24 protein-coding genes are annotated in these 19,821 nt (G+C 62.5%); 14 read left to right on the forward strand and 10 right to left on the reverse strand.

Annotated features, from left to right (window positions below; genetic code table 11):
• Positions 1-4: 4 nt before the first annotated feature.
• Entirely contained in the window at positions 5-529 is a 525-nt protein-coding gene (locus ACWPW0_RS04590) for a KdsC family phosphatase (protein WP_454254565.1), read from the reverse strand.
• The gene (locus ACWPW0_RS04595) at positions 530-1,504 is read right to left on the reverse strand and encodes a KpsF/GutQ family sugar-phosphate isomerase (protein ID WP_447589426.1); all 975 of its coding nucleotides are present in this window, start codon (positions 1,502-1,504) and stop codon (positions 530-532) included. It abuts the gene before it with no gap.
• 235 nt (positions 1,505-1,739) lie between these two features.
• Between ACWPW0_RS04595 and ACWPW0_RS04600 the strand changes: the two genes are divergently transcribed.
• The 10 genes from ACWPW0_RS04600 to hisC all read left to right on the forward strand — a co-directional run bounded on the left by ACWPW0_RS04600 (position 1,740) and on the right by hisC (position 9,754).
• Positions 1,740-2,549 carry an ATP-binding cassette domain-containing protein gene (locus tag ACWPW0_RS04600; RefSeq protein ID WP_447589428.1) on the forward strand — a complete coding sequence of 270 codons (810 nt, stop codon included), beginning with the start codon at positions 1,740-1,742 and terminating at the stop codon, positions 2,547-2,549.
• Positions 2,549-3,346 (forward strand): lipid asymmetry maintenance ABC transporter permease subunit MlaE, encoded by a 798-nt coding sequence (gene mlaE, locus ACWPW0_RS04605; protein ID WP_447589430.1) that lies wholly within the window; start codon positions 2,549-2,551, stop codon positions 3,344-3,346. Before ACWPW0_RS04600 ends, mlaE begins: the two co-directional genes overlap by 1 nt.
• Entirely contained in the window at positions 3,346-3,813 is a 468-nt protein-coding gene (mlaD, locus tag ACWPW0_RS04610) for an outer membrane lipid asymmetry maintenance protein MlaD (RefSeq protein ID WP_447589432.1), read from the forward strand. Before mlaE ends, mlaD begins: the two co-directional genes overlap by 1 nt.
• 11 nt (positions 3,814-3,824) lie before the next feature.
• On the forward strand, positions 3,825-4,472 hold the full coding sequence (locus ACWPW0_RS04615) for an MlaC/ttg2D family ABC transporter substrate-binding protein (protein WP_447589433.1): 648 nt from the start codon (positions 3,825-3,827) through the stop codon (positions 4,470-4,472).
• A complete protein-coding gene (locus ACWPW0_RS04620) occupies positions 4,465-4,776 on the forward strand; it encodes an STAS domain-containing protein (protein WP_454254566.1) in 312 nt (103 codons plus the stop codon). The genes ACWPW0_RS04615 and ACWPW0_RS04620 overlap by 8 nt, the downstream gene beginning before the upstream one ends.
• 163 nt (positions 4,777-4,939) lie before the next feature.
• Positions 4,940-5,179: a BolA family protein gene (locus ACWPW0_RS04625; RefSeq protein ID WP_447589437.1), complete on the forward strand. Its 240-nt coding sequence runs from the start codon at positions 4,940-4,942 to the stop codon at positions 5,177-5,179.
• Between the two features lie 22 nt (positions 5,180-5,201).
• Positions 5,202-6,467, forward strand: a complete 1,266-nt coding sequence (gene murA, locus ACWPW0_RS04630; RefSeq protein ID WP_454254567.1) for a UDP-N-acetylglucosamine 1-carboxyvinyltransferase — start codon at positions 5,202-5,204, stop codon at positions 6,465-6,467.
• A gap of 12 nt (positions 6,468-6,479) precedes the next feature.
• Positions 6,480-7,115 carry an ATP phosphoribosyltransferase gene (gene hisG / locus ACWPW0_RS04635; RefSeq protein WP_447589441.1) on the forward strand — a complete coding sequence of 212 codons (636 nt, stop codon included), beginning with the start codon at positions 6,480-6,482 and terminating at the stop codon, positions 7,113-7,115.
• Positions 7,116-7,286: 171 nt separating this feature from the next.
• The gene (hisD, locus tag ACWPW0_RS04640; protein ID WP_454254568.1) at positions 7,287-8,597 is read left to right on the forward strand and encodes a histidinol dehydrogenase; all 1,311 of its coding nucleotides are present in this window, start codon (positions 7,287-7,289) and stop codon (positions 8,595-8,597) included.
• Between the two features lie 101 nt (positions 8,598-8,698).
• Entirely contained in the window at positions 8,699-9,754 is a 1,056-nt protein-coding gene (hisC, locus tag ACWPW0_RS04645; RefSeq protein WP_454254569.1) for a histidinol-phosphate transaminase, read from the forward strand.
• Between the two features lie 51 nt (positions 9,755-9,805).
• Here the strand turns inward: hisC and ACWPW0_RS04650 are convergent, their stop codons facing one another.
• Entirely contained in the window at positions 9,806-10,006 is a 201-nt protein-coding gene (locus tag ACWPW0_RS04650; protein WP_454254570.1) for a hypothetical protein, read from the reverse strand.
• A 67-nt stretch (positions 10,007-10,073) separates the two neighbouring features.
• Positions 10,074-11,339: an Hsp70 family protein gene (locus tag ACWPW0_RS04655; protein ID WP_447589447.1), complete on the reverse strand. Its 1,266-nt coding sequence runs from the start codon at positions 11,337-11,339 to the stop codon at positions 10,074-10,076.
• A gap of 190 nt (positions 11,340-11,529) precedes the next feature.
• Between ACWPW0_RS04655 and ACWPW0_RS04660 the strand changes: the two genes are divergently transcribed.
• The 4 genes from ACWPW0_RS04660 (at position 11,530) to ACWPW0_RS04675 (ending at position 14,946) form a co-directional block, all read left to right on the forward strand.
• Positions 11,530-12,519, forward strand: a complete 990-nt coding sequence (locus tag ACWPW0_RS04660; protein ID WP_454254571.1) for a type II secretion system F family protein — start codon at positions 11,530-11,532, stop codon at positions 12,517-12,519.
• A gap of 182 nt (positions 12,520-12,701) precedes the next feature.
• Positions 12,702-13,571, forward strand: a complete 870-nt coding sequence (locus ACWPW0_RS04665; protein ID WP_447589451.1) for an isocitrate lyase/PEP mutase family protein — start codon at positions 12,702-12,704, stop codon at positions 13,569-13,571.
• 70 nt (positions 13,572-13,641) lie between these two features.
• The gene (locus ACWPW0_RS04670; protein WP_454256692.1) at positions 13,642-13,905 is read left to right on the forward strand and encodes a DksA/TraR family C4-type zinc finger protein; all 264 of its coding nucleotides are present in this window, start codon (positions 13,642-13,644) and stop codon (positions 13,903-13,905) included.
• Positions 13,906-14,055: 150 nt separating this feature from the next.
• Positions 14,056-14,946: an AEC family transporter gene (locus ACWPW0_RS04675; RefSeq protein WP_454254572.1), complete on the forward strand. Its 891-nt coding sequence runs from the start codon at positions 14,056-14,058 to the stop codon at positions 14,944-14,946.
• 19 nt (positions 14,947-14,965) lie between these two features.
• On the opposite strand, the gene ureC is transcribed toward ACWPW0_RS04675, so the two are convergent.
• The 6 genes from ureC to ACWPW0_RS04705 all read right to left on the reverse strand — a co-directional run bounded on the left by ureC (position 14,966) and on the right by ACWPW0_RS04705 (position 19,793).
• Complete coding sequence (ureC, locus tag ACWPW0_RS04680; RefSeq protein WP_454254573.1) at positions 14,966-16,666, reverse strand: urease subunit alpha; 1,701 nt, start codon at positions 16,664-16,666, stop codon at positions 14,966-14,968.
• A gap of 158 nt (positions 16,667-16,824) precedes the next feature.
• Complete coding sequence (locus ACWPW0_RS04685; protein ID WP_454254574.1) at positions 16,825-17,130, reverse strand: urease subunit beta; 306 nt, start codon at positions 17,128-17,130, stop codon at positions 16,825-16,827.
• 7 nt (positions 17,131-17,137) lie between these two features.
• Positions 17,138-17,632, reverse strand: coding sequence for an N-acetyltransferase family protein (locus tag ACWPW0_RS04690; protein WP_454254575.1), 495 nt, complete (start codon positions 17,630-17,632; stop codon positions 17,138-17,140).
• A gap of 60 nt (positions 17,633-17,692) precedes the next feature.
• Positions 17,693-17,995: an urease subunit gamma gene (gene ureA / locus ACWPW0_RS04695; RefSeq protein WP_454254576.1), complete on the reverse strand. Its 303-nt coding sequence runs from the start codon at positions 17,993-17,995 to the stop codon at positions 17,693-17,695.
• A gap of 159 nt (positions 17,996-18,154) precedes the next feature.
• Entirely contained in the window at positions 18,155-19,006 is an 852-nt protein-coding gene (locus ACWPW0_RS04700) for an urease accessory protein UreD (RefSeq protein ID WP_454256693.1), read from the reverse strand.
• A gap of 187 nt (positions 19,007-19,193) precedes the next feature.
• Entirely contained in the window at positions 19,194-19,793 is a 600-nt protein-coding gene (locus ACWPW0_RS04705) for a MarC family protein (RefSeq protein WP_454254577.1), read from the reverse strand.
• Positions 19,794-19,821 lie beyond the last annotated feature (28 nt).

Genomic DNA, 19,821 nt, shown 5'->3' on the forward strand with positions numbered 1-19,821 from the left:
GACCTTACAGATAAGCCGCTTGGGCGGCGTCGAGCGTGCCTTGGGCGCGCATGATCAATTCGCAGAATTCGCGGGCGGCACCTTCGCCTCCGCGGGCGCTTGTGACTCCGTGGGCATGTTGGCGAACGAAGCCGTCGGCGCTGGCGACGGCCATGCCCAAGCCTACACGACGGATTACCGGAAGATCCGGCAGATCGTCGCCCAGGTAAGCGACTTCGTCATAGCGTAGTCCGAGTTCGCCAAGCAGTTCGTCGAGCACCACCAGTTTGTCTTCGCGCCCCTGATACAGGTGCTGAATCCCCAGATTCTGTGCCCGGCGTTCGACCACAGGGGTCTTGCGGCCGCTGATGATGGCCGTACGCACGCCGCTGTTGATTAGCATCTTGATGCCATGACCGTCGAGGGTGTTGAAGGTCTTGAATTCGCTGCCGTCGACGAGGAAATACAGCTTGCCGTCGGTCAGTACACCGTCGACATCGAAGATTGCCAGCTTGATGGCTTCGGCGCGTTGCAGCAGGTCCGTGTTCATTTACATCACCCCTGCGCGCAGCAGGTCACCCAGGTTGAAGGCGCCGACTGGGCGATCCTGCTCATCGACCACCACCAGGGCGCTGATCTTGTGGTCTTCCATGATCTTCAGCGCTTCGGCCGCGAGCATTTCCGGGCGTGCAGTCTTGCCGTGCGCGGTCATGACCTGGTCGATGTTGGCGGTTCGGACATCAATGTCGCGGTCCAGGGTTCGGCGCAGGTCGCCGTCGGTGAAGACCCCGCCTAGGGTGCCATCCTCTTCGACGATAACGGTCATGCCGAGGCCCTTGCGTGTCATTTCCATCAGGGCATCACGCAGCGATGTGCCGCGTGCCACCAAGGGCAGGTTGTCGCCGGTGTGCATGACATTCTCGACCTTCAGCAGCAGGCGTCGGCCGAGGGCACCGCCAGGGTGAGAGAAGGCGAAGTCTTCAGCGGTAAAACCGCGTGCTTCGAGCAGGGCGATGGCCAGGGCGTCACCCAGGACCAGCGAGACAGTGGTCGAGGAGGTCGGCGCCAGGTTGAGCGGGCAGGCTTCCTGGGCTACGCGCGCATCCAGATTGATCTCGGCAGCCTGGGCCAGCGGCGATTCCGGGTTGCCGGTCATGCTGATCAGGGTGATGCCCAGGCGCTTGATCAGCGGTAGCAGGGTGACGATTTCAGCCGTGGAGCCGGAGTTCGACAGGGCGATTACCACATCGTCGCGGGTGATCATGCCCATGTCGCCGTGGCTGGCTTCGGCCGGATGAACGAAGAAGGCCGGGGTGCCGGTGCTGGCCAGCGTCGCGGCGATCTTGTTGCCGACGTGCCCGGACTTGCCCATGCCAACCACCACGACGCGGCCTTTGCAGGCGAGCAGCAATTCGCAGGCGCGAACGAAGTCGCCATTGACGCGCGCGAGCAGGTCTTGAATCGCCTCCAGTTCGAGGCGGATGGTGCGTTGGGCGGACTGGATCAGATCGCTGGACTGGCTCATGACGGATAGGATAGCCGGCAGAAAAGGGGGCGATTATACCGGGAAAGCCGCTTCACCTCACCCCTGCGAGGTTTGCCTGGCCATGGAGCTTTAAATTGCCTGAATTCATTACCGTTCATTGGGCAGACAGGTTGGCAGTGGTATATTTCGCCCCCTGTTCGGCCAGCCAGCCATTCCGGCGCCGTTTCCGGAATTCTGCGCAATTGCTTGGCAGGCTGTAGCACAAGGAGTTTGGATGAGCGCCGATAACGCTTACGCCGTCGAGTTGAAGGGGCTGACCTTCAAGCGGGGCGCACGCACCATCTTTGAAAACGTCGATATCCACATCCCCCGTGGCAAGGTCACTGCGATCATGGGGCCGTCTGGTTGTGGCAAAACGACCCTGTTGCGCCTGATCGCTGCCCAGCTCAAGCCATCTGCCGGCGAAGTGTGGGTCAATGGGCAGAACCTGCCGACCCTTTCTCGCTCCGCACTCTTCGACATGCGCAAGCAGTTCGGTGTGCTGTTTCAGAGCGGTGCGCTGTTTACCGACCTTGATGTGTTCGAGAATGTTGCCTTTCCGCTACGGGTGCATACCCGCCTGCCCGAAGAGATGATCCGCGACATCGTGCTGATGAAGCTGCAGGCCGTTGGTCTGCGCGGTGCCATCGAGCTGATGCCGGACGAGCTGTCCGGTGGCATGAAGCGACGCGTTGCGTTGGCTCGGGCGATTGCCTTGGATCCGCAGATTCTGATGTATGACGAACCGTTCGTCGGTCAGGACCCCATTGCCATGGGTGTGCTGGTGCGGCTGATTCGCCTGCTCAATGATGCATTGGGCATTACCAGTATCGTGGTGTCCCATGACTTGGCCGAAACAGCCAGTATTGCCGACTACATCTATGTGGTTGGCGACGGCCAGGTGCTGGGGCAGGGGACGCCAGAAGAGCTGATGAATTCCGATAACCCCCGCATCCAGCAATTCATGAAAGGCATTCCGGACGGACCGGTTCCCTTCCATTACCCGGCGCCGGGTTATCTAAACGATCTGTTAGGGGGGCGCTGATGCGCAGGAAGTCTCTCTTGGAGCGCATCGCGCTACTGGGGCGTGCGGGCATCGATATCGTTCAGGTGCTCGGCCGTTCGGTGCTGTTCCTGGTCAGTTCGCTGTTTGGCCGCAGCGGCCTGCGCAATGGTACGCAACTGCTGATTCGCCAGTTGTACTCAGTAGGCGTGTTGTCGCTGCCGATCATCGTCGTGGCGGGTCTGTTCATCGGTATGGTGCTTGCCCTGCAAGGGTTCAGTATTTTGGCCAGCTATGGCTCGGAACAGGCTGTCGGGCAAATGGTGGCGTTGACGTTGCTGCGTGAGTTGGGGCCGGTGGTGACGGGGCTGCTGTTTGCCGGTCGCGCCGGCTCCGCCCTGACGGCCGAGATCGGCAACATGAAGTCCACCGAGCAGATTTCCAGCCTGGAAATGATTGGCGTGGATCCGCTCAAGTACATCATTGCGCCGCGCCTGTGGGCGGGCTTCATCTCCATGCCGTTGCTTGCCGCCATCTTCAGCGTGGTCGGTATCTGGGGCGGGGCAATGGTAGCTGTGGACTGGCTGGGTGTGTATGACGGCTCGTACTGGGCCAACATGCAGAACAGTGTGCAGTTCGGTACGGATGTACTGAATGGCGTAATAAAAAGTGTGGTGTTCGCCTTCGTGGTGACCTGGATCGCCGTGTTTCAGGGTTATGACTGTGAGCCGACTTCGGAAGGTATCAGTCGCGCTACCACCAAGACCGTGGTGTATGCCTCGCTGGCCGTTCTCGGCCTGGACTTTATTCTGACCGCCCTGATGTTTGGAGATTTCTGATGCAAAGCCGTTCCCTGGAAATCGGCGTCGGCCTGTTCCTCCTGGCCGGACTGCTGGCGCTGCTGCTCTTGGCCCTGCGTGTGAGTGGGCTGTCGACCGTAAGCTCGGGCGATACCTACAAGCTTTACGCGCATTTCGACAATATCTCCGGTTTGACGGTCAGATCAAAGGTGACCATGGCTGGCGTGACCATCGGCAAGGTCACGGCGATCGATCTCGACCGCGATAGCTACACTGGACGAGTGACCATGGAGATCGAAAAACGCGTGAATAACCTGCCGGACGACTCCACCGCGTCGATCCTCACTTCCGGGCTCCTGGGCGAGAAGTACATTGGTCTCAGCGTGGGCGGCGATGAGCGCGTGCTGGCCGATGGCGGCACCATTCATGACACGCAGTCGGCGCTGGTTCTGGAAGACCTGATCGGCAAGTTCCTGATGAATTCGGTCAATAAAGAAAGCAAATGAGGACTCGGACCATGATGACAATCCTGCGTCGCGGCTTGCTGGTCGTACTGGCTTGCCTGCCTTTCTTCGCCCAGGCAGCTGGTAGCGCACATGATGTGGTGCAGCAGACCACCGAGAAGCTGCTGGCTGACCTCAAGGCCAACAAGGCGACTTATCGGCAAAATCCGCAGGCGTTCTATGACGCCTTGAACGAGAACCTGGGAGCGGTCGTCGACAGCGATGGCATCTCGCGCAGCATCATGACCGTGAAGTACTCGCGCAGCGCCACCCCGGAGCAGATGAAGCGCTTCGAGGAAAATTTCAAGCGCAGCCTCATGCAGTTCTACGGCAATGCCCTGCTCGAGTACGACAACCAGGGTATTCGCGTCCTGCCGGCCAAGAATGAAGGCGCTGACCGTGCCAGCGTTGGCATGGAAGTAAAGGATAGCAAAGGCACCGTTTATCCGGTGTCCTACACCATGGTGCTGATCAACGGCCAGTGGATGCTGCGTAACGTGATCATCAATGGCATCAATATCGGCAAGCTGTTCCGTGACCAGTTCGCGGACACCATGCAGCGCAATGGCAACAACCTCGACAAGACCATCGATGGATGGGCTGAAGTCGTCGCCAAGGCCAAGGACACCGAGGAAGGCCAGAAGGCTGCCGGTCATGACTGAGGAGGCTCGAATCGTCGAGGGCGCGGCGGGCGAGCTGAAGCTGCAGGGCGTGCTCGACTACCGCACCGGCCCGGCGCTGCTTGAGGCCGGCCTCAAGCTGATTCGACATAGCACGGCGGGATCGTTGAAGCTGGATTGTTCAGGCGTGGTGAAGTCCAGCAGTGTCGGACTTTCGCTGGTGCTGGCGTTCATTCGCGAGGCCCGTGCGGCAAAGAAATCACTGTCCGTGCGGGGTATTCCCGAGGACATGCAGGGCATTGCCCGGGTCTCCGGACTGTTGGAGCTGCTGAATCCGCAGGCTTGAGGCTTGGGCGCTCACGACCTGCACTGCTAGATCGTGCGTGTTTGAAGGTGGCCTCCGTCAGTGATCCCGGTAGCGGGCTTCGCAGGTGAGGGGGTTTTTTGTATCATGGCCGGCTCGCGAGCCCTGGCTCGCCCATGATTCCCAGCGTTGACCGAGGTTGAGCATGCAGGCCGTCGAAGTTAAAAGCCTTCTGGAAGAGAAATTGCCGGGCGCCCGCGTCGAGGTAGAAGGCGAAGGCTGCAATTTCCAGCTGAACCTGATCAGCGATGAGCTGGCGGCCCTGAGCCCGGTCAAGCGCCAGCAACAGATCTACGCCCACCTCGATGCCTGGATTGCCGATGGCACCATCCACGCGGTAACCATGAAATTTTTCAGCCAGGCCGCCTGGGCCGAGCGCTCCTGAGCCTGCGGGCAACGAGATCCGAATGGACAAACTGATTATCACCGGCGGCATTCGCCTTGATGGCGAAATCCGCATTTCCGGGGCGAAGAACGCAGCCCTGCCGATCCTGGCCGCCACGCTGCTGGCCGATACGCCGGTTACCGTGTGCAACCTGCCGCACCTGCACGACATCACCACCATGATCGAGCTGTTCGGTCGCATGGGCGTGCAGCCGATCATCGACGAGAAACTGAGTGTCGAAGTCGACGCCAGCAGTATCAAGACCCTGATCGCGCCGTACGAACTGGTGAAAACCATGCGTGCCTCTATCCTGGTGCTCGGTCCGATGGTCGCCCGTTTCGGCGAAGCCGAAGTGGCCTTGCCTGGTGGTTGCGCCATTGGCTCGCGCCCGGTTGACCTGCACATTCGTGGCCTGGAGGCCATGGGCGCGAAGATCGACGTCGAAGGTGGCTACATCAAGGCCAAGGCGCCGGAGGGCGGTCTGCGCGGTGCGCACTTCTTCTTCGATATCGTCAGCGTGACCGGTACCGAGAACATCATGATGGCTGCGGCGCTGGCTCGTGGCCGCACCGTGCTGGAAAACGCCGCGCGTGAGCCGGAGGTGGTCGACCTGGCCAACTTCATCAACGCGATGGGCGGCAAGGTCAGCGGTGCCGGTACCGACACCATCACTATCGACGGCGTCGAGCGCCTCGGTGGTGGTCGCTACAGCGTCATGCCCGACCGTATCGAAACTGGTACCTACCTGGTGGCTGCTGCTGCTACTGGGGGCCGGGTCAAGCTCAAGGACACCGATCCGACCATCCTCGAAGCTGTCCTGTCCAAACTGCAGGAAGCCGGTGCGGAAATCACCACCGGCAAGGACTGGATCGAGCTGGACATGAAGGGCAAGCGGCCGAAAGCCGTCAACGTGCGCACTGCGCCGTACCCGGCCTTTCCGACCGATATGCAGGCCCAGTTCATTTCGCTGAATGCGATTGCCCAGGGTACCGGCACGGTCATCGAGACCGTGTTCGAAAACCGCTTCATGCATGTTTACGAGATGAACCGCATGGGCGCGCAGATTCTGGTCGAAGGCAACACGGCCATCGTTACCGGCACCACCGAGCTCAAGGGCGCGCCTGTCATGGCGACTGACCTGCGTGCGTCGGCCAGCCTGGTGATCGCGGCCCTGGTGGCCGAAGGCGAAACCCTGATCGACCGCATCTACCACATCGACCGTGGTTACGAGTGCATCGAGGAAAAACTGCAGCTGCTCGGCGCCAAGATCCGCCGTGTGCCGGGCTAGTAAGGATTGTTCATGCTGACCATCGCGCTGTCCAAGGGCCGCATTCTCGACGACACCCTGCCGTTGCTGGCCGAGGCAGGTATCGTACCGACCGAGAATCCGGACAAGAGCCGCAAGCTGATCATCCCAACCACGCTGGATGATGTGCAGTTGCTGATCGTCCGCGCCACCGACGTGCCGACCTACGTCGAGCATGGTGCTGCCGATATCGGCGTGGCCGGCAAGGACGTGCTGCTCGAGTACGGTGGTCAGGGCCTGTACGAGCCGCTCGACCTGCGTATCGCCAAGTGCAAGCTGATGACTGCCGGCAAGGTCGGTGCGCCGGAGCCCAAGGGCCGCCTGCGCGTGGCGACCAAATTCGTCAATGTCGCCAAGCGCTACTACGCCGAACAGGGTCGTCAGGTCGACGTGATCAAACTGTACGGTTCCATGGAGCTGGCACCGCTGGTTGGGCTGGCCGACAAGATCATCGACGTAGTCGATACCGGCAACACCCTGCGTGCCAATGGTCTGGAAGCCCAGGAACTGATCGCCACGATCAGTTCGCGACTGATCGTCAACAAGGCATCGATGAAGATGCAGCACAGCCGTATTCAGGCGCTGATCGACACCCTGCGCAACGCCGTCGAGTCCCGACACCCTAGCTGATACCTTTGCGCGACATCGCGTCGCGCGACCGCCAAGGACGGCGGAAATGCCGAACATGCAGGAGCATTTTTCGGCCCGCCTATCCGTGTCATAGCCAGAATTCTCAGGTGCCCGCACGGAGCGGCTGGTACTCTACGGGCGCCTGAGCATTTGCCAATCAAGAGGCCCGCTATGACCAGTCCCATCGCCATCCGTCGACTCAACGCCGCTGACCAGGACTTCGCTCGTCATCTGGATCATCTGCTGAGCTGGGAAAGTGTGTCGGACGATGGCGTCAATCAGCGTGTGCTCGACATCATCAAGGCCGTGCGCGAGCGCGGTGATGCGGCGCTGGTGGAGTTCACCCAGAAATTCGATGGCCTCGATGTCGCCTCGATGGCCGACCTGATCCTGCCGCGTGAGCGCCTGGAACTGGCTCTGACGCGTATCACGCCGGAGCAACGTGGTTCGCTGGAAATCGCTGCCGAGCGCGTGCGCCTGTACCACGAGCGGCAGAAACAGGATTCCTGGCAGTACACCGAGGCCGACGGCACGGTGCTGGGGCAGAAGGTCACGCCGCTGGATCGCGCCGGTCTGTACGTACCCGGCGGCAAGGCGTCCTATCCATCCTCGGTATTGATGAACGCCATTCCGGCCAAGGTCGCCGGCGTGCCGGAAGTGGTCATGGTGGTGCCGACCCCGCGTGGCGAGATCAACGAGATTGTCCTCGCTGCCGCCTGCATCGCCGGTGTCGACCGCGTGTTCACCATCGGTGGTGCCCAGGCCGTGGCGGCGCTGGCCTACGGCACCGAGAGCGTGCCGCCGGTGGACAAGATCGTCGGTCCCGGCAATATCTATGTGGCCACCGCCAAGCGCCACGTGTTCGGCAAGGTCGGCATCGACATGATCGCCGGCCCGTCGGAAATCCTCGTGGTCTGCGACGGCCAGACCGACCCGGACTGGATCGCCATGGACCTGTTCTCCCAGGCCGAGCATGACGAGGACGCGCAGTCGATCCTGGTCAGTCCGGACGCGGCGTTCCTCGACAAGGTCGCCGAGAGCATTGCGCGCCTGCTGCCGAGCCTGGAGCGCGAAGCGATTGCCCGTACATCCCTCGAAGGCCGTGGTGCGTTGATTCAGGTCGCCGATATGGCCCAGGCCATCGAGGTGGCCAACCGCATCGCGCCGGAGCACCTGGAACTGTCGGTGGAAAACCCCGAACAGTACCTGCCGCAGATCCGTCATGCCGGGGCGATCTTCATGGGCCGCTACACCGCCGAAGCGTTGGGCGACTACTGCGCCGGGCCGAACCACGTGCTGCCGACTTCCGGCACGGCGCGCTTTTCCTCGCCGCTGGGTGTGTACGACTTCCAGAAACGCTCGTCGATCATCCATTGCTCGGCGGACGGTGCTTCTGAGCTGGGCAAGGTCGCCAGCGTGCTGGCCCGTGGCGAGTCGTTGACCGCTCATGCACGCAGCGCCGAGTACCGCATCAAGTCCTGAAGGTAGGGTGCGTCGTGCGCACCTTGTGATTATCCGGTGGCCAGGTGGGGCTTCGTGGCCTCCACCTGCGTAAACCAACGAATTCGAGGAGAGAAGGGTAAATGAGCAAGTTCTGGAGCCCCTTCGTCAAGAACCTGGTGCCTTACGTGCCGGGTGAGCAGCCCAAGATCGCCAATCTGGTCAAGCTCAATACCAACGAGAACCCTTATGGTCCGTCGCCCAAGGCGATTGCTGCCATGCAGGCTGAACTCGGCGACACCCTGCGTCTGTATCCGGACCCCAACTGCGATGTGCTCAAGCAGGCGGTCGCGCGTTACTACGATGTGCCGGTCAACCATGTGTTCGTCGGCAACGGCTCCGATGAGGTGCTGGCCCACGCCTTTCATGGGTTGTTCCAGCACGAGGCGCCGCTGCTGTTCCCGGATGTGAGCTACAGCTTCTATCCGGTGTATTGCGGGCTGTATGGCGTGTCGTTCGAGCAGATCGCCCTGGACGAGCAGTTCCAGATACGCGTCGAAGACTATGCGCGGCCCAACGGCGGGATCATTTTTCCCAACCCGAATGCCCCGACTGGCTGTTTACTGCCTCTGGCCGCCGTCGAGCAGTTGCTCAAGGACAGCCCGGACAGCGTGGTGCTGGTGGATGAGGCCTATGTCGACTTTGGCGGCGAGTCGGCGGTCAGCCTGGTCAGCCAGTACCCGAACCTGCTGGTCTGCCAGACCTTGTCGAAGTCGCGTTCGTTGGCCGGCGCGCGCGTGGGGCTGGCGATTGGGCAGCCTGAGTTGATCGAGGCGCTGGAACGGGTCAAGAACAGCTTCAACTCCTACCCGCTCGATCGCGCGGCCATCGTCGGCGCTGCAGCGGCTTTCGATGACCGTGAGTACTTCGAGGCCACCTGTGCCAAGGTCATCGCCAGCCGTGAATCAGTGGTGGCGGGGTTGCAGGCGCTGGGCTTCGAGGTGCTGCCCTCGGCCGCCAACTTCGTTTTCGCCCGGCACCCGGAGCATGATGCGGCGGAGCTGGCTGCTGGTCTGCGCGAACGCAGCGTGCTCGTGCGCCACTTCAAGCAGGCCCGTATCGCCCAGTTCCTGCGGATCACCATCGGGACGCCGGAGCAGAACCAGGCATTGCTGGATGCCCTGGGGCAGATACGCTGAAGACAAGAACGGCGCCTGAGGGCGCCGTTTTCATCTGGGTCCGTCCCCGAACTATTGCGTGGCGCCTTCTAGGTCCTTCAGGCGCTGTTCACCCACGGCATTGGCCGCATCGATCTGCTGTTTGAGTTGAGTCATCTGCTGCTGCGCCTGCTTGGCCTGTTCGGCCTGAAGGCTGGCTTGGGTCACGCCGCCGTCGCAGGCACTCAGGATCAGCAGGGTGGCGATAAGCAGGGGCGAGGTAATGGCGCGCATGGCGGCTCCTTGAGCGAGAAGCCGCCACCATAGCGCAGCGTGATCGGCGCGAACAGATTGCCGCTGCTCAGCTGTAGCGCTTCTTGGCCTCGATGGCCAGGCCGCTGCCGATGCTGCCAAAGGTGTTGCCTTCGGTGGCGCGGGCATTGGGCAGCAGGGCACAAATGCTCTGACGCAACGCTGGAATGCCGCTGGAGCCACCGGTGAAGAACACCGTGTCGATGTCTTCAGCCTTAACCCCGGCCTGGGCCAGCAGTGCGCTGACGCCATCACGCACGCGCTCGAGCAGGCCGGCGATGGACTGGTCGAACAGCGTGCGGTCGAGCAGCACGGCGAGATCGCTCTCGACGCGTCCGAGATCGATACGGTGCTGCGATTGTTCGGTCAGGGCGATCTTGCTTTCTTCCACCTGCATGGCCAGCCAGTGTCCGGCGCGCTGCTCGATCAGCTTGAACAGGCGGTCGATGCCGGTCGGATCGACAATGTCGTAGCGCATGTTCTGCAGGGCCAGCTGAGATTTCTGTGCATAGACCGCGTTGATCGTGTGCCAGGTGGCCAGGTTGAGGTGGTAGCTGGTGGGCATGAAGGCGTCGCTCTTCATCCGGCTGCCATAGCCGAACAGCGGCATCACGCCTTCCAGGCTCAGTTGTTTGTCGAAGTCGGTGCCGCCGATGTGCACACCGCCGGTGGCGAGGATATCGCTCTGGCGGTCGGCCACGTCGCGGCGCTCGGGCGACAGGCGGATCAACGAAAAGTCCGAGGTACCGCCACCGATGTCGACGATCAGTACACGTTCTTCGCGGGTGATCGTGCGCTCGTAGTCGAAGGCCGCGGCGATGGGCTCGAACTGGAAGGACACATCCTTGAAGCCGAGCTTATGCGCCACGGCGACCAGGGTGTTGGCGGCTTCCTGGTCGGCGATGGGGTCGTCGTCGACGAAGAACACCGGGCGACCGAGCACCACCTGTTCGAACTCGCGGCCAGCGAAGGCTTCGGCACGTTTCTTCAGCTCGCCGATGAAGAAGCCCAGCAGATCGCGGAACGGCAGGGCGCTGCCGAGCACCGTGGTTTCACTCTTCAGCAGTTTCGAGCCGAGCAGGCTCTTCAGCGAGCGCATCAGGCGGCCTTCATAGCCCTCCAGGTATTCGTTGAGCGCCTGGCGACCATAGACCGGGCGGCGCTCTTCGGTGTTGAAGAACACCACGGAGGGCAGGGTGATCTTGCCGTCTTCCAGTTCCAGCAGGGGCTCCACGCCGGCCCGCCACCAGCCGACGGTGGAGTTGGAGGTGCCGAAGTCGATGCCCAGGGCATTGGCAGAAAGATCGTGACTCATGCTGCTGCGGTTCCGGTGAAAAAAACGGCCGCGCAGTTTATGCGAGAGTCGCGCCGCGTGCTCGTGCATTTGTATGCCGATCATCGGTGTTGAGCCAGTCTGGCAGCAGGTCGGCATGGTGATCCCGTCGCAGTGTCTCGAAACAGGCTCTGCCGTTACACTGCGGGATTGTTTCAACCGGACCTGTCCCATGCCGTCACCCGCCGCCGCGCTGAGTTATGCCGAGCGTGCCCAGCTGTTCGCTCAGCTTGGTGCGCTGGAGCAGGCTGGCGTGTCGGTGGAACGTGCGCTGGCCATCGTGCAGTTGCGCCCACAGATGCAGTCGCGGGTGGCCATTATGCTGCGCCATCTACAGCAGGGGCGCGATCTGGCGCGTGCCGGCCAACTGGCGGGATTGTTTTCGCCATTGGAAGTGACGCTGGTTCAGGCGGCGCAGAGTGCCGGCAGCCCGGCGCGACTTTATCAACGCCTGGCGGATGGCTACGCACAGCGCGCCGAGCAGGCCAAGGCCCTGCATGCGCGATTGCTGCTGCCTGCGGCGGTCTTGCTGTTGGCCTTGCTGGTCCAGCCATTGCCCAGTCTGGTCGCCGGCGATCTGACCCTGGGCGGATATGTCTGGGGAGTCCTCAAGCCGTTGCTGGTTCTCGGCGGGCTGTGGTTTGTGGTGCGTCATCTTATCCAGCGCGCGGAACAACCTGCTGCGGCGCATGCCAGCCTGCTGGATGAGGGGTTGCTGCGTCTGCCGCTGCTTGGGGCGCTGTACGTGCGGCGCAATCTGCGTGATTACAGTGAAAGCCTGGGGTTGATGCTGGAGTCTGGTGTGTCGACGTTCGATGCGTTGCCCAAGGCCGCGGCGACGTTGAGCAGCAACAGCTTGCGGCGCGACTTCATGACTCTGCAGCAACGTGTGTTGGCAGGTGCCTCACTGGTGGCGGCCCTGCAGTCCCTTGATGTTCCCGACAGGGCGCAACTCGTAGGCCTGGTGCATACGGGCGAGGCAAGCGGTACGCTACCGGCTGCACTGCTCGGTTATGCCAATCGGCAAAGCCAGGCCCTTGCCAGCTTTCAGACGCAATTCGCCACGTGGATGCCGCGCCTGGGCTATGCCCTGGTGGCGCTATGGATGGCCTACGGCTTGTTGGCTGGGGCCAGCGTGTTCACCCCTGCACTCCCCATGTAGTGGCGGCGTATCGCCACTCCGTGCGTTCTGGCGGCGTGAATCCGCCATGGCTTATTCACTGACAAGCCGTAACAGGCGCCTGTCAAACTGATTGGACACATTCGGTATGTGTCTTGCTAGTACGTTTGGTCGTACAGACCAGACTTCACCTCGCCAGACTTCACATGTAGTTGGAATTCACTATGCAAAGAGCCTCCCATCACCAACTGCGCAGCGACTTCCGTGCCTTGCTCGCCGCGCGTGCCTGCTATCACACGGCTTCCGTCTTTGATCCAATGTCGGCGCGTATTGCCGCTGATCTGGGGTTCGAGGTGGGCATCCTTGGTGGCTCGGTGGCGTCTCTGCAGGTACTGGCTGCGCCGGACTTCGCCCTGATCACCCTGAGCGAATTCGTCGAGCAGGCCACGCGTATCGGTCGAGTCGCCCGTCTGCCGGTAATCGCCGATGCCGACCATGGCTACGGCAACGCGTTGAACGTGATGCGCACGGTGGTCGAACTGGAGCGTGCCGGTATCGCTGCGCTGACCATCGAAGACACCCTGTTGCCGGCCCAGTTTGGGCGCAAGTCCACTGACCTGATCAGTGTTGGCGAAGGCGTGGGCAAGATCCGTGCGGCGCTGGAGGCCCGGGTCGACAGCGAGTTGGCGATCATTGCCCGCACACACGCCGGGATGCTGGATGTCGAGGAAGTGATCAACCGGACCAAGGCCTACCAGGCCGCCGGCGCCGATGGCATCTGCATGGTCGGCGTGCGTGACTTCGAGCATCTCGAGCAGATCGCCGAACACCTCAGCGTGCCGCTGATGCTGGTGACCTACGGCAATCCATCACTGCGCGACGATGCGCGTCTCGCGGACCTCGGTGTGCGCGTTGCCGTGGACGGTCACGCCGCCTATTTCGCCGCGATCAAGGCGACCTACGACTGCCTGCGCGAGCAGCGTCAGATCACTGCCGGCACGTCCAATCTCAGCGCCTCCGAACTATCTCACAAGTACACCCAGCCCGAGGACTACATCGTCTGGGCGCGTGAATACATGGATGTGAAGGAGTAGTCACGCGTGTAAAACCATCCCTCGGGGTGCCTGTCTAGATCAGGTAGGCACCATGAATGTGGAGGTTGTCATGGCCGGTGGCTGGACCAGCGACGGGGCAGTGCAAGAGCAGATCGACAACAGCATCGAGGATGCCGTGCAGCGCGCCCGCAGCCAGTTGCACAAGGGCGAGAGCCTGCGGCACTGCGAGGTGTGTGGGGTGGAGATTCCCGAGGCGCGGCGCAAGGCCGTGCCAGGTGTCCACCTGTGCGTGACCTGTCAGAGCGAGCACGATAAAGAGGCCAGCTACAGCGGCTATAACCGTCGGGGCAGCAAGGACAGCCAACTGCGTTGAGTTTGCTCGCAGCCATGCCACCCAGCGTTTGCTGCTAGCGTGCAGGCGCTTGAGGGCGCGTGTTTCAGGCAGATTGTCATTGCCCGAATGGCGAACTACTTGCGAAGCTAACGAACTTTGCCGCTGCCTGCCTTGCCGTTCGGAGCCTTGATGTTCGCGCAAATCCTTTCCACGTTGCTGCCCGTGTTCCTTATCGCCGGGTGCGGTGCGCTCTACGGGCGTTTCCGCAGCCCGGATATCCGTGTACTGAACACCCTGAACATGGAGTTGTTCGTGCCACTGCTGGTCTTCGCGGTATTGGCGGACCAGAAGGCACCGCTGCAGGACTATGCCGATCTCGCCCTGGCCGGGACGGTTATCGTGTTGGGCTCGGGGCTGTTGTTGTGGCCATTGACGCGTGTCTTGAAGCTGGACCTGCGCACGTTCCTGCCACCGATGATGTTCAACAACACCGGCAATATGGGTATTCCGCTCATGGTGCTGGCCTTCGGCGAAAAAGCGTTGCCGGCGGCGGTGGTGCTGTTCGTCGTGGAAATGCTGCTGCACTTCTCGGTGGGGCTGTATGTGCTCAACCCGAAGGTGCCGCTCTGGCGCCTACTGCGTGTGCCGGTGGTGATTGCCAGTATCGCCGGCCTGTCGGTCAACCTGGGTGGTGTGCCCTTGCCAGGGTGGCTGTTGACCTCATGCGACATGCTAGGCCAGGTGAGCGTGCCACTGATGCTGTTCGCCCTGGGCGTGCGCCTGCTGGATGTGGATTTCAGTGCCTGGCGCCTGGGCCTGCTCGGCGCCATCGCCTGCCCTGCCAGTGGTCTGCTGCTGGCCTGGCCAATGATCCATCTGCTCGATCTTCAGGGCGTGCAACTGGCCACGCTCTGGGTATTCGCTGCACTGCCGCCGGCCGTGCTCAATTACATTCTTGCGGAACAGTTCCAGCAGGAACCGCACAAGGTGGCTGCCATGGTGCTGATCGGCAACCTGGGTAGCGTGGCGGTGATGCCGATAGTGCTGGGGCTGTTGTTCTCTGCTGGTTATGGTGGTTGATGTATATCCTGTTGATAGCTCAAAACAGGAAGTAGCGCTGCGCCATCGGCAGCACCTCTGCCGGCTCACACCAGAGCAACTGGCCGTCGGCCTTGACTTGGTAGTTTTGCGGGTCGACGTCGATAGTCGGCAGATAGTCGTTATGGATCAGATCGGCTTTCTGCACCTCGCGACAGCCTTTGACTACAGCGATCTTCTTCTGCAAACCGAGTTTCTTCGGCACGCCAGCGTCCATCGCCGCCTGGCTGATAAAGGTCAGGCTGGTGGCGTGCAGCATGCCGGCGTAGCTGCCGAACATCGGGCGGTAGTGCACTGGCTGCGGGGTCGGGATCGAGGCATTGGCGTCGCCCATCAGGCTGGCGGCAATCGCCCCGCCTTTCAGGATCAGCGTCGGTTTGACGCCGAAGAACGCCGGGCGCCAGAGCACCAAGTCGGCGAACTTGCCCACTTCGATGGAACCGACTTCGTGGCTGATGCCGTGGGTGATCGCCGGGTTGATGGTGTACTTGGCGATGTAGCGTTTCACCCGGAAATTGTCATTGCCCGGGCCGTCGCCCGGCAGGGCGCCGCGCTGCTTCTTCATCTTGTCGGCGGTCTGCCAGGTGCGGGTGATCACCTCGCCGACGCGGCCCATGGCCTGGCTGTCGGAGCTGATCATCGAGAACGCGCCGAGGTCGTGCAGGATGTCTTCGGCGGCGATGGTCTCGCGGCGGATGCGACTCTCGGCGAAGGCTACGTCCTCGGCAATGCTCGGGTCCAGGTGGTGGCAGACCATGAGCATGTCCAGGTGCTCGTCGATGGTGTTGCGGGTGAACGGCCGGGTCGGGTTGGTCGAGCTGGGCAGCACGTTGGGGAAACCGCAGGCCTTGATGATGTCCGGGGCGTGGCCGCCGCCCGCACCCTCGGTGTGGTAGGTGTGGATAGTGCGGCCCTTGAACGCGCCGAGGGTGGTCTCGACGAAGCCGGACTCGTTGAGCGTGTCGGTGTGGATCGCCACCTGGATGTCGTACTGGTCGGCCACGCTCAGGCAGTTGTCGATGGCCGCGGGCGTGGTGCCCCAGTCCTCGTGCAGCTTGAGGCCGATGGCGCCGGCTTCGATCTGCTCGATCAGCGGCTGCGGCAGCGAGACGTTGCCCTTGCCGGTGAAGCCGATGTTCATCGGGAAGGCGTCGGCGGCCTTGAGCATATTGGCCATGTGCCACGGGCCGGGGGTCACAGTGGTGGCGAAGGTGCCGGTGGCCGGGCCCGTGCCGCCACCGATCATGGTGGTGGTGCCGCTCATCAACGCCTCTTCGATCTGCTGCGGGCAGATGAAGTGGATGTGCGTATCGATGCCGCCGGCGGTGAGGATCATGCCCTCGCCGGCGATGACTTCGGTGGCGCCGCCGACGGCGATGGTCACATCGGGCTGGATGTCTGGGTTGCCGGCTTTGCCGATGGCTTTGATGCGGCCGTCCTTGAGGCCGACGTCGGCCTTGACGATGCCCCAGTGGTCGATGATCAGCGCGTTGGTGATCACCGTGTCGACCACCTCGGCGGCGCAGAGCTGGCTCTGGCCCATACCGTCGCGGATGACCTTGCCGCCGCCGAACTTCACTTCGTCGCCGTAGGTGGTGAAGTCCTTCTCCACCTCGATCCACAGGTTGGTGTCGGCCAGGCGCACCTTGTCGCCGACGGTGGGGCCGAACATGTCGGCGTAGGCTTGGCGGCTGATTTTCATCCCGGTCCTCGGATTCGTAGGATTGATCGTGCCCACGCGGAGCGTGGGCATGCAGCTTGCGACGCTCTGCGTCGCTGGGGTGCAGAGCGTCCCGTTATAAGTTCCCACGCGGTGCGTGGGGAACTATCGGCGCAGGGGCGCAGGGGCGCAGCGTGGCGCTAAAGCTCCCCCATCACTCGCCCGGCGAAGCCGAATACCCGGCGCTCGCCGGCCAGGTCGACCAGCTCGACGTCGCGCGATTGCCCTGGCTCGAAGCGCACTGCGGTGCCGGCCGGAATATTCAGACGCATGCCCCGCGTACTCGGCCTGTCGAAGGTCAGCGCGTCGTTGGTTTCAAAGAAGTGGAAATGCGAGCCAACCTGGATCGGTCGGTCGCCGCTGTTGGCCACGTTGATGCTGAGGGTGCGGCGTCCGGCGTTGAGTTCGATCTCGCCGTTCTGGATCTGGTATTCGCCGGGAATCATCTGCGTTTCACTCCAGGATGAGTTGCATGAAGGTGAGGTCCAGCCAGCGGCCGAACTTGCGCCCGACCTGGGGCATCTGCCCCGTGGTGACGAAACCGAGGCGTTCGTGCAGGTGGATGGAGGCGGCGTTTTCGCGCTCGATGGCGGCGACCATCACATGCAGCTTGGCCGCGCGGGCGCGCTCGATCAGTGCCTGCATCAGCGCCGGGCCGAGGCCCTGGCCGCGCTGGTCGTTGCGCACATAGACCGAGTGTTCGACGGTGTGGCGAAAGCCCTCGATGCTGCGCCAGGTGCCATAGCTGGCGTAGCCGAGCACCTCGCCGGCGTCGTTGGTCGCTACCAGCACGGGAAAACCGGTGGCGTGGCGCTCGGCCAGCCAGGCGCGGCGGTTGGCCAGGCCGACCTCGGTCTCGTTCCAGATCGCCGTGGTGTTGAGCACCGCGTCGTTATAGATGGCCAGGATGCCGGGCAGGTCGGCTTGCGTTGCGTCGTGGATGGTCATCGGTAATTCCAGGAACCCATAAGGTCATGCGCGGTAGGGCGGGTACCCCCGCTCTACGGGTTACGCAATCGGTTGGTGGACAGTGACCAGCTTGGTGCCGTCGGGGAAGGTGGCTTCGATCTGGATCTCTGGGATCATCTCCGGTACGCCTTTCATTACCTGTTCGCGGCTGAGCAGGGTGGTGCCGAAGTGCATCAGGTCGGCCACGTTGCGGCCATCGCGGGCGCCTTCGAGCAGGGCGGCGGAAATGTAGGCCATGGCCTCCGGGTAGTTGAGCTTCACCCCGCGCGCCAGGCGGCGTTCGGCGACCAAGCCGGCAGTGAAGATCAGCAGTTTGTCTTTCTCGCGTGGACTCAGATCCATCGTCTTGCTCCAGTGGTGCGGGCGCGTGCTGTGCAGCGCCTGAATTCGTTGTGAGGTGCGGCGTAGGGTGGATGTCGTTGTTCTTATCCACCGTGCGGTGGTGGATGGTCACCCCGTGGAAAATGCTGCGCGGTTTTCCACCCTGCGTAGTGCGATCCATCAGGTACTCCAGATACGGGGTGGCACGGCCTCGCGGCCGAGCAGTGTCGGACGCAGCAGGCGCCACAGTTCGATCAGCCAGGCCCGTGCGTGCAGGGCTTCGCTGGCCAGGCAACGTGCAACGATCAGGCCAGGCAACTGGCTGAGGTCACCGCGCAACTGGCCGCTGGTGACTGCCGACAGCTCGCGGCAGCGCTCCAGCAGGTCGGCGTCGAGTGTGCCGCTGAGCAGCAGCGTGGCGAACACCGGGTGGCCGTCCAGGCCGATGGGCGAGTCGAGCAGGCCGTCGTCGCCCGTGATGCGCTGGCGTTCGTGCCAGAGCAACTGGCCGTCGCGGCGGATATCCAGGTGCGATTGGAAATAGCCGCTGTCGAAGCGCTCGCCTGCGGCAGGCCGGCCGAGGGCGATCATGTCCCAGTAGAACAGGCGGGCGTCGCTGGTGAGGTCGATGCGTGTGCTCAGCTCGGCCTGGGCTCCAGCGTAGACGATGCTTTCCTGGGGCAGCCATTCCAGGGTCGCACCGGCGGCGACACGCAGCTCGACCTGCTGGAAGGCCGGCCCGCCGGCGCGGTACCACTTGGCTGCTCCGGGGCTGGTCAGTTGTGCCCAGGCGTTTTCGCCAACGTTGGCGCTGATATTCAGTCGATCACCGCCGGCAATGCCGCCGGGTGGATGGACGATGATGTGCTGGCAGACTTCAGGGCCCTCGGCATACAGGTGCTTCTGCACCCGCAGCGGACCACAATGGCGCCGATGTATCGGCCGGGTGCTGTCTGCTACGCGGGCATAGCCCAGTTCCAGCTCGGCATGCCAGTTGGGAGTAAACAGCGCAGGAGTGACGGGAGCATTCATGGTGGGATAAAGGACGACCATGCTATTGGCAGGTCTCTTTCGCAGTATCCATGCCAAGCAACGCAGACCTTGGGGTAAGCGGAGTTAGGCGCTCGTGGGGCCCAAGGTGTGCGCTGTTCTGGTGCAAAAAATATCTGAGCGACCCAGCATGCACGCGAATTCGCGCATTGCTGGTGCGCTGTTACACCTAGGCGGGAAGCAGGTAACCGCGTACGCCAGTAAAGATGATCTGCGCCGCCAGTGCGCAGACGAACAACCCCATCAGGCGGCTGACGATTTGCAGGCCTTTCTCGCCGAGCAAGCGTTCGAAACCATGGGACAGGTACAGAATGCAGCCGACGGTGAGGCTGGCCAGGGTGATGCCGCCGACCGCGACCAGTTTGTCGTCCCAGTGTGGATGGCTGACGCCCATCACCAGCAGGGCGCCGATGGTTCCCGGGCCGACGGTGAGGGGAATGGTCAGTGGCACGATGGTGACGTCCTGGTGAATGTTGTCGCTCTGCACCACTGACTTGCCCTGGGCCATGCCCAGTGCCGAGATGAACAACACGCTGCCGGCACCGATGCGGAATGCGTCGGCCGTGATGCCGAACAGGTCGAAAATGATTTGCCCGAAGAGATACAACAGGGTGCTGGCGATCAGGGTGCCGAGGGCCACTTTCCAGGCCAGCTTCTTGCGCTCCCGAGTGGTGTAGCCCGGGGTCAGGCTGATGAAGCAGGACAACACGAAGAATGGGCTGTAGAGCACCAGCATCTTCAGGTACAGACTAAACAACTCGGATGACATGGGTTGAGCTCGACAGGGGCAGTGGGCG

The sequence above is a fragment of the Pseudomonas sp. Marseille-Q8238 genome (assembly GCF_965111915.1).